A 9,389-nucleotide genomic window follows, 5' to 3' on the forward strand; every position below is an offset into this window, starting at 1 on the left:
CGCGCAGGCCGATACGGCCGATGTGGTGGCTGTCGCCGCCCGTGAGGTCGATCCGGCCGAAGCAGAGCGAACCGTCCACGGCGTTCAGCGCGGCCAGCAGTCCTGACCGCTCGGCGACGAGGATGTCCCGCTCCAGCCTGGCCTGCATGGGCTTGTCGCCCTGGGCGAGCGCGTCCGCGACGGAGGTTTCGGCGTCACCGCGCAGCGCGTCCACGCGCGCGTACAGTCCGTCGATGAATTCCTGTTCCCGCCGCAATTCACCGTCTGGAAAATCGGTGTTTGACAATTCGGCTCCCACCCGGATATACTGTGGCCAGTGAACTTCTTCGCGACTCATTCCATTTGAAGTCGCGAATCACCGAATATACGCAAAGAAATCCCCCGGGTGCAATTTCCCCGGGGGATTTCTTCTGCCGTGGGGCGGCGAGTCACAGCACGTCGGACAGCTCCTCCAGCAGCCGCCGCTTGGGCCGCGCGCCCACCATGGACTTCACGGGCTCGCCGGCGCGGAAGACCACGAAGGTCGGCATGGACAGCACCTTGTACGCGTTCGTCGTGTCCGGGTTGGTGTCCACGTCCAGCTGGACCACCTTCAGCCGGTCCCCCTCCTCGGCGGCCAGGGCGCTGAGCACCGGCCCCATCTGCCGGCACGGCGGACACCAGTCCGCGGTGAACTCCACCAGCACCGGCAGTTCCGAGCCGAGCACTTCGGCCTCGAAGTCCTCGTCAGTCACCTCGTCCACGCCCGCTGCCTTGATCACTGCTCCTGCCCTCCCAGTTCGCACCTCGGCTCCGGACCACCCGGAAGCAGCGCCTCGACAGCCAGCTCGTTCCTCGCCCGCTCGGCCCGCGCGAGCTGCGTGCCGACCCTCGCCCGCACCGCCCGCAGCTCGCCGATCAGCACGTCGAGCTCGTCCAGCTTGCGCCGGTAGACCGCGAGCGACGCCGGGCACGAGTCGCCCTCCGGGTGCCCGGCCCGCAGACACTCCACGAACGGCCGGGTCTCCTCCAGGTCGAACCCGAAGTCCCGCAGCGTCCTGATCTGCGTGAGCAGCTTCAGATCGCGCTCGTCGTACGTGCGGTGCCCGTGGACGTCCCGCCGCGCGGGCAGCAGCCCCCGCGACTCGTAGTACCGCAGGGCCCGTGTCGTCGTCCCGGCCCGCGCGGCCAGCTCGCCGATTCGCATGCCTACGAACGTAATCCTTGACGCCGACGTCAAGGCAACGCTCCCCGGCGTGCACGACGGCCTGCCCGCCCCGCGGAAAAGGCCGAGCGGCCGGGCCCACGGGGGCTCGGCCGCTCGGCGGCTCTGTCGTGTGCCGGGCGACCGGCCCCGGTTCAGGCGGGGCCGGTCGCCCGGAGCGGGGCGGGCCGGGGTCAGGCCTTGGCGAGTTCCTTCTCGCGCTCGTCCGGCAGCTCGGCCGGGGCTCCGGCGTCGTCGGACTCGTCGAGCAGGGTCTTCTCGTCGAAGGGCAGCTCGCCGGCGAGCACCCGCCGCACCCGGTCCTTGTCGACCTCGCCGGTCCAGGTGCCGATCAGCAGGGTGGCGACCGCGTTGCCCGCGAAGTTGGTCAGGGCGCGGGCCTCGCTCATGAAGCGGTCGATGCCGACGATCAGGCCGACGCCGTCGACCAGGGCGGGCTTGTGGGACTGCAGGGCACCGGCGAGGGTGGCCAGGCCGGCGCCGGTGACACCGGCCGCGCCCTTCGAGGCGATCATCATGAACAGCAGCAGGGTGATCTGCTGGCCGATGGACAGCGGCTGGCCCATCGCGTCGGCGATGAACAGCGAGGCCATGGTCAGGTAGATCATCGTGCCGTCGAGGTTGAAGGAGTAGCCGGTCGGCACGGTGATGCCGACGACCGGACGGCTCACGCCCAGGTGCTCCATCTTGGCGATGAGCCGGGGCAGCGCGGACTCGGACGACGACGTGGACACGATCAGCAGGAACTCGCGGCCCAGGTACTTCAGCAGGTGGAAGATGTTGATCCCGGTCACGATCCGGGTCAGCGCGCCCAGCACCAGGAAAACGAACAGCACGCAGGTGACGTAGAAGCCGAGCATGATCGTGGCGAGCGCCTTGAGGGCGTCGACGCCCGTCTCGCCGACCACGGCGGCGATGGCGCCGAAGGCGCCGACGGGGGCGGCCCACATGATCATGGCGAGAACGCGGAAGACCAGCCGCTGGATGTGCTCCACCCCGCGCAGGACCGGCTCGCCCTTGCGGCCCATGGCCTGCAGCGCGAACCCGACGAGCAGGGCGACCAGCAGGGTCTGCAGCACCTGGCCCTGGGTGAACGCCGACACCAGCGTGGTCGGGATGATGCCGAGCACGAAGTCGACCGGGCCCTCGCCCCCGGCCTCGGCCTGTGCCTGGCCGACGCCCTTCACCGCCTCGGTCAGGTGCATGCCGCTGCCCGGGTGGATGATGTTGCCGACCACGAGTCCGATGGCCAGCGCGACGAACGACATCGCGATGAAGTAGCCGAGCGCGAGCCCGCCGACCTTGCCGACCTTCGCGGCCTTGCGCACCGAACCGACGCCGAGCACGATCGTGCAGAAGATGATCGGCGAGATCATCATCTTGATCAGGCCCACGAAACCGGTGCCGAGCGGCTTGAGCTCCTTGGCGAGGTCCGGCGCGGCGAACCCGACGCCGATTCCCAGGAGCGCCGCGGCGATCACGGCTATGTACAGATAGTGGGTGCGGTCCCGCTTGGCTGCGGGCGCGGCAGGTGCCGTATCGGCTGCACTGCTCACGGCGGCCCTCCTTGACGACGTCATCGGCATCACCGGCGTGCGGCTCACGTCCGGGTTACAGGGGAATGTCGTGACTATCTCGCGCTGTGTGAGGGTGGTCACCCTTCCGTTCATTTAGTTCACGCCAGAACGGGGAGGCAGACTTGCGCCATGCGCATACCCGCCCTTCCGAGACCTCGCAGCCTGGCGGGTCAGCTGTTCGCGATGCAGGCGGTGCTGCTCGCGCTCGTCGTGGCCGGATACGCGCTCTTCACGTACGTCAACGACCAGGGCCAGGCCGAGGACGCGGCCCGCCGTCAGACCACGGCGGTGGCCCGCTCGATCGCCGACGCGCCGTCGGTCCGGGCGGCGATCCACTCCTCCGACCCCTCGGCGGAGCTCCAGCCGTACGCGTCGAGGGTGCAGAAGGACACCGGGGTCGACTTCGTCACGATCATGACTCCCGGGGGCATCCGCTGGACGCACCCCGACCCGGACCAGATCGGCAGGCCCTTCCTCGGCAACACCGCCCGCGCCCTGCGCGGCGAGACCTTCACCGAGACCTACACGGGCACCCTCGGCCCGTCCGTCCGCACGGTCACGCCCGTCGAGGAGGACGGGCACGTGATCGGGCTGGTCAGCGCCGGCATCAGGGTGGAGGCGATCAGCGAGCGGGTGCGGGAGCAGGTCGCCGCGCTGTTCTCGGTCGCCGCCGGGGTGCTCGCGCTCGGCGCGATCGGTACGTACGTCATCAACGCCCAGCTGCGCCGGCACACCCACGGCATGAACGCGACCGAGCTCAGCCGGATGTACGACTACCACCAGGCCGCGCTGCACGCGGTGCGGGAGGGACTGCTGATGCTGGACGCGGAGCACCGGGTGGCGTTGATCAACGACGGGGGACGGGAGCTGCTGGGGGTGGGCGGTGGAGCGGACGTCATGGGACGGCCGGTGACGGGGCTGGGCCTGCCCGCCCCGCTGACAAGTGCGTTGCTGGCCGCCGAGCCGCGGGTGGACGAGGTGCACCTGACCGCGTCGCGGGTGCTGGTGGTCAACACCTCGCCCGTGTCGGGCGGGGAGCGCCGGGGCACGGTGGTGACCCTGCGGGACGTCACCGAACTGCAGTCGCTGATGGGCGAGCTGGACTCCGAGCGGGGCTTCACGCAGGCACTGCGCTCCCAGGCGCACGAGGCCGCGAACCGCCTGCACACCGTGGTGTCGCTGATCGAGCTGGGGCGGGCGGAGGAGGCCGCGGAGTTCGCCACGGCGGAGCTGGAGCTGGCCCAGGCGCTGACCGACCAGGTGGTCTCGGCGGTGAGCGAGCCGGTGCTGGCCGCGCTGCTGCTCGGCAAGACCGCGCAGGCCAACGAGCGGGGCGTGGAGCTGGTGGTGTCCGGGGACAGCGGCCTGGACGACGGGCTGCTCCCGGAGAGTCTGCCGTCCCGGGACCTGGTGACGATCCTCGGCAACCTCGTCGACAACGCGGTGGACGCGGCGCAGGGCGGCCCGCGGGCGCGGGTGACGGTGACGGCGTACGCGCAGGACGCCGAGCTGGTGCTGCGGGTGACGGACACCGGGCCGGGCGTGGAGCCCGCCCATGCCGACCTGGTGTTCCAGCGCGGCTTCTCGACCAAGCCGACGGGGCCCGGCGGGCGGGGGCTGGGCCTGGCGCTCGTACGGCAGGCGGTGCAGCGGCACGAGGGGACGCTGACGGTGACGGAGGCCGAGGGGGGCGGCGCGGTGTTCGAGGCGCGGTTGCCGTTGGGGGACGGGGGCGCGGGCCGCGCGTCCGGGGACGAGGCGTGGCGGACGGCGGGGCGAGGGGCATGACGAGCGAGCAGCCCATCCGCGTCCTGGTGGTCGAGGACGACCCGGTCGCGGCGGACGCGCACGTGATGTACGTCGGCCGGGTGCCGGGGTTCGTCGCGGTCGGCAAGGCGCACACGGGCGCGGAGGCCCGGCGGATGCTGGACCGCACCCCGGTGGACCTGCTCCTGCTCGACCTGCACCTGCCGGACGTGCACGGCCTGCAGCTGGCCCGTTCCCTGCGAGCCGCCGGCCTCCACGCGGACGTGGTCGCGGTGACCTCGGCGCGGGACCTGGCGGTGGTCCGCGAAGGGGTCTCGCTGGGGGTGGTCCAGTACGTGCTGAAACCGTTCACCTTCGCCACGCTCCGGGACCGGCTGGTGCGGTACGCCGAGTTCCGCGCGACGGCCGGGGAGGCCGGCGGGCAGGCGGAGGTCGACCGGGCCCTCGCGACGCTGCGCGCCCCGGGCCCGGCCACCCTTCCCAAGGGGCTGAGCGCGCCGACCCTGGAGCGGGTCACGGGTGTGTTGCGGGAGGCGGAGGAGGGCCTCACGGCGGCCGGGGTCGCCGAGGCGATCGGCATCGCCCGCATCACGGCCCGGCGCTACCTGGAGCACCTGGTCGACACGGGCCGGGCCGACCGCAGCCCCCTGTACGGTCAGGTGGGCAGACCGGAACTGGTGTACCGGTGGGTGCGGGGGCCGGGTCCGGCGCGGTAGCCGCCGGATCCCCGGCCTTCCGCCCCGGGGCGGAAGGCCGGGGAGGAAGACCTGGACGCGAAGGACGGGACGTGACGGGATGTACAGGAACCTGGCGGAGCTCGCCCATGCGGCCCTGACGGCCCGGTCGGTGCCGGGCGCCGGCGGGGCGCGTGCCGTGCCCGTACGGCTCGACGGCACCACCAGGGCTGCCGTGGCCGACACCTGCGTCCGCGGCGACCTCGGCTTCGCCGTGCTCCTGCACCGGCGCAAGGACGGCTTCGTCGCCGAGGAGCTCTACACCTCCAGCCGCGGCGACGACGGGGCGTGGGCGGCCCCGGACCACCTGACCGGAGGCGTGCTGAGGTTCGACCCGACCCGTGACCGGGAGATCGCGAACGTCCTGCGCGGCGCCCCACTGGCCTTCGGCGGCGAGTACGAGATGGAGCTGTACACCGGACGGCCCCAGTCCGACGAGGGCTACGAGCTGCTGCGTTTGCACGAGTTGCTCGTCGCCCCCGAGGCCGGTCACCTCGAGGTCGAGGACACCTCACCAGGAGCCGGCGGCGCCTCCGTCCGCACCCGCGGGGTGCCCGCCTCCCACTTCGCTGCCGTCGTCTGCTTTCCCGGTGAGCGCTTCACCGTCCGCGCGATGACGGGGGACGGGGCCGGCGCCCGGCCCCTGGGGGACTCCTGGGAGCTGACCGGCCCCGATCCCGTCCGGTGACCCGGCCCTAGAAGACGGACTCCGCCTCGTCCATGCGGTCCTTCGGCACCGTCTTCAGTTCGGTGACCGCCTCGGCGAGCGGGACCATCACGATGTCGGTGCCGCGCAGCGCGGTCATGTGGCCGAACTCGCCGCGGTGCGCGGCCTCCACCGCGTGCCAGCCGAAGCGGGTGGCGAGGACGCGGTCGTAGGCCGTGGGGACGCCGCCGCGCTGGACGTGGCCGAGGATGACCGGCTTGGCCTCCTTGCCGAGCCGCCTCTCCAGCTCGTACGCCAGTGCCGTACCGATGCCCTGGAAGCGCTCGTGGCCGTACTTGTCGATCTCGCCCTTGCCGTAGTCCATGGTGCCCTCGGCCGGGTGGGCGCCCTCGGCGACGCAGATCACCGCGAACTTCTTGCCGCGGGCGAAGCGCTCCTCGACCATCTTGACCAGGCCGGCCGGGTCGAAGGGGCGCTCGGGCAGGCATATGCCGTGGGCGCCGGCCGCCATGCCGGACTCCAGGGCGATCCAGCCCGCGTGGCGGCCCATGACCTCGACCACCATCACGCGCTGGTGGGACTCGGCGGTGGTCTTGAGGCGGTCCATCGCCTCCGTGGCCACGCCGACGGCCGTGTCGAAGCCGAAGGTGCGGTCGGTGGAGGAGATGTCGTTGTCGATCGTCTTCGGCACCCCCACCACCGGCAGCCCCGCGTCCGACAGCATCCGCGCCGCCGTCAGCGTGCCCTCGCCGCCGATCGGGATGAGCGCGTCGATGCCGAACCGGTGGATCATGTCGGAGGCGTTCTCGCACGCCTCGCGGAGCCGGTCGCGCTCCAGCCGGGAGGAGCCGAGGATGGTCCCGCCGCGGGCCAGGATGCCGCCCACCGCGTTGAGGTCCAGGGGCCGGTAGCGGCCGTCGAGCAGACCGGCGTAGCCGTCCTCGAAGCCGATGACCTCGTCGCCGTACGTCGTGACCGCTCGGTGCACGACCGACCGGATCACCGCGTTCAGCCCCGGACAGTCGCCGCCTGCCGTGAGAACTCCGATGCGCATCGTGCTGTGTCTCCTGCTCACTGTTGATACCGGTGATCCTGTCCGATTGTTCCATGTCCCGGAGGCGGCATCGGCCTGACGGGCGCCTTATCTGTCGACCGGGGTAGTGTCAAGAGGGTTCCGCCCACTTCCGCTCACCCGTGTGGGCGTTTTTCGCAGGACGCCACCGACGAGGAAACGGAGAGCCCGCGTGACCCGCAGCGTGTACGTGACCGGCATCGACCGCGGCGACGGCCGGCAGGTCGTCGAGCTGGGAGTCATGGAACTGCTGACCCGGCAGGTCGACCGGGTGGGCGTCTTCCGCCCCCTCGTGCACGACGGCCCGGACCGCCTCTTCGAAGTGCTGCGCGCCCGCTACCGGCTCACCCAGGACCCGGCGACCGTCTACGGCCTGGACTACCACGAGGCGAACACGCTCCAGGCCGAGCAGGGCACGGACGAGCTGGTCTCCGCCCTCGTCGACCGCTTCCACCTGGTCGCCCGGGACTACGACGTCGTCCTGGTGCTCGGCACCGACTTCGCCGAGACGCAGCTGCCCGACGAGCTGTCGCTCAACGCCCGGCTGGCGAACGAGTTCGGCGCCTCCGTGCTGCCGGTCGTGGGCGGCCGCAGGCAGACCGCCGAGTCCGTGCTCGCCGAGACCCGCAACGCCTACCGCGCCTACGACGGCCTGGGCTGCGACGTGCTGGCCATGGTCACCAACCGGGTGGCCCGCGAGGACCGGGACCTGATCGCCGAGCGGCTGGCCGGCCGGCTGCCGGTGCCCTGCTGGGTGGTGCCCGACGAGCCCGCCCTGTCCGCGCCGACGGTCGCGCAGATCACCCAGGTCCTGGACGGCAAGGTCCTGCTGGGCGACGACTCGGGACTGGCCCGCGACGTCCTCGACTTCGTGTTCGGCGGCGCCATGCTGCCCAACCTGCTCAAGGCCCTCACCCCGGGCTGCCTGGTCGTCACCCCCGGCGACCGCGCCGACCTGGTCGTCGGCTCGCTCGCCGCGCACAGCGCCGGCACCCCGCCGATAGCCGGCGTACTGCTCACCCTGAACGAGGCCCCGCGGCAGGAGGTCCTCACGCTCGCCGCCCGGCTCGCCCCGGGCACCCCGGTCGTCTCGGTGGCCGGCAACAGCTTCCCCACCGCCGAGCGGCTCTTCTCCCTGGAGGGCAAGCTGACCGCGGCCACCCCGCGCAAGGCGGAGACCGCGCTCGGCCTGTTCGAGCGGTACATCGACGTCGCCGACCTCAGCAAGCGGGTCTCCGCGCCGAGCAGCGACCGGGTCACACCGATGATGTTCGAGCACAAGCTGCTCCAGCAGGCCCGCTCCGACAAACGGCGCGTGGTCCTGCCGGAGGGCGCCGAGGAGCGCGTGCTGCACGCGGCGGAGGTGCTGCTGCGCCGCGGCGTGTGCGACCTGACACTGCTCGGGCCGGTGGACACCATCCGCAAGAAGGCCGCCGACCTCGGCATCGACCTCGGCGACTCGCAGCTGATCGACCCGGTCCGCTCCGAGCTGCGGGACGCCTTCGCCGAGCAGTACGCCCGGCTGCGCGCCCACAGGGGCGTCACGGTGGAGCTGGCGTACGACGTCGTCTCGGACGCCAACTACTTCGGCACCCTCATGGTCCAGGAGGGCCTCGCCGACGGCATGGTGTCGGGCTCGGTGCACTCCACCGCCGCGACCATCCGGCCCGCCTTCGAGATCATCAAGACCAAGGCGGACGCCTCGATCGTGTCGTCCGTGTTCTTCATGTGCCTGGCCGACAAGGTGCTCGTCTACGGCGACTGCGCGGTCAACCCCGACCCGGACGCCGAGCAGCTGGCCGACATCGCCGTCCAGTCGGCGGCCACCGCCGCCCAGTTCGGCGTCGAGCCGCGGATCGCCATGCTCTCGTACTCCACCGGCACCTCCGGCTCGGGCGCCGACGTGGACAAGGTGCGCGAGGCGACCGAGCTGGTGCGGCTGCGCCGCCCGGACCTGCTGATCGAGGGGCCGATCCAGTACGACGCGGCCGTGGAGCCGTCGGTGGCCGCCACCAAGCTGCCGGACTCGGAGGTCGCCGGGCAGGCCACCGTGCTGATCTTCCCGGACCTGAACACCGGCAACAACACCTACAAGGCCGTGCAGCGCTCGGCCGGCGCGATCGCGGTCGGCCCGGTCCTGCAGGGTCTGCGCAAGCCGGTCAACGACCTCTCGCGCGGCGCCCTGGTGCAGGACATCGTCAACACCGTCGCCATCACCGCGATCCAGGCCCAGGCCCAGTCGTCCGCCGACTGACGTCCGAACAGGGAGTTTTCCAACACCGTGCACGCGACCCGCGTCCTCGTCCTCAACTCCGGCTCCTCGTCGGTGAAGTACCAGCTGCTCGACATGCGCGGCGCGAGCCGGCTC

General features: G+C 71.8%; 8 protein-coding genes and 1 pseudogene. 4 read left to right on the forward strand and 5 right to left on the reverse strand.

Annotated features, from left to right (window positions below):
* The 4 genes and pseudogenes from RH94_RS43870 to RH94_RS18945 all read right to left on the reverse strand — a co-directional run.
* A pseudogene (locus tag RH94_RS43870) lies at positions 1-337 on the reverse strand (ATP-dependent DNA helicase); the annotation flags it as partial.
* Between the two features lie 91 nt (positions 338-428).
* Complete coding sequence (locus RH94_RS18935) at positions 429-743, reverse strand: thioredoxin family protein (protein ID WP_073948801.1); 315 nt, start codon at positions 741-743, stop codon at positions 429-431.
* A 14-nt stretch (positions 744-757) separates the two neighbouring features.
* Positions 758-1,186: a MerR family transcriptional regulator gene (locus RH94_RS18940; RefSeq protein ID WP_073948730.1), complete on the reverse strand. Its 429-nt coding sequence runs from the start codon at positions 1,184-1,186 to the stop codon at positions 758-760.
* Between the two features lie 191 nt (positions 1,187-1,377).
* Positions 1,378-2,760, reverse strand: a complete 1,383-nt coding sequence (locus RH94_RS18945) for a cation:dicarboxylate symporter family transporter (RefSeq protein ID WP_073948731.1) — start codon at positions 2,758-2,760, stop codon at positions 1,378-1,380.
* Positions 2,761-2,910: 150 nt separating this feature from the next.
* On the opposite strand from RH94_RS18945, the gene RH94_RS18950 reads away from it, so the two are divergent.
* The 3 genes from RH94_RS18950 to RH94_RS18960 all read left to right on the forward strand — a co-directional run bounded on the left by RH94_RS18950 (position 2,911) and on the right by RH94_RS18960 (position 5,970).
* Positions 2,911-4,569: an ATP-binding protein gene (locus RH94_RS18950; RefSeq protein ID WP_073948732.1), complete on the forward strand. Its 1,659-nt coding sequence runs from the start codon at positions 2,911-2,913 to the stop codon at positions 4,567-4,569.
* Complete coding sequence (locus RH94_RS18955) at positions 4,566-5,264, forward strand: response regulator (RefSeq protein WP_073948802.1); 699 nt, start codon at positions 4,566-4,568, stop codon at positions 5,262-5,264. The genes RH94_RS18950 and RH94_RS18955 overlap by 4 nt, the downstream gene beginning before the upstream one ends.
* A gap of 79 nt (positions 5,265-5,343) precedes the next feature.
* Positions 5,344-5,970 carry a hypothetical protein gene (locus RH94_RS18960; protein ID WP_073948733.1) on the forward strand — a complete coding sequence of 209 codons (627 nt, stop codon included), beginning with the start codon at positions 5,344-5,346 and terminating at the stop codon, positions 5,968-5,970.
* A gap of 7 nt (positions 5,971-5,977) precedes the next feature.
* Here the strand turns inward: RH94_RS18960 and RH94_RS18965 are convergent, their stop codons facing one another.
* Entirely contained in the window at positions 5,978-7,003 is a 1,026-nt protein-coding gene (locus RH94_RS18965; RefSeq protein WP_073948734.1) for an ATP-dependent 6-phosphofructokinase, read from the reverse strand.
* 190 nt (positions 7,004-7,193) lie between these two features.
* On the opposite strand from RH94_RS18965, the gene pta reads away from it, so the two are divergent.
* Positions 7,194-9,275 carry a phosphate acetyltransferase gene (gene pta / locus RH94_RS18970; protein ID WP_073948735.1) on the forward strand — a complete coding sequence of 694 codons (2,082 nt, stop codon included), beginning with the start codon at positions 7,194-7,196 and terminating at the stop codon, positions 9,273-9,275.
* Positions 9,276-9,389: the final 114 nt, after the last annotated feature.

The sequence above is a fragment of the Streptomyces kebangsaanensis genome (genome assembly GCF_001906585.1).
Classification (GTDB): domain Bacteria; phylum Actinomycetota; class Actinomycetes; order Streptomycetales; family Streptomycetaceae; genus Streptomyces; species Streptomyces kebangsaanensis.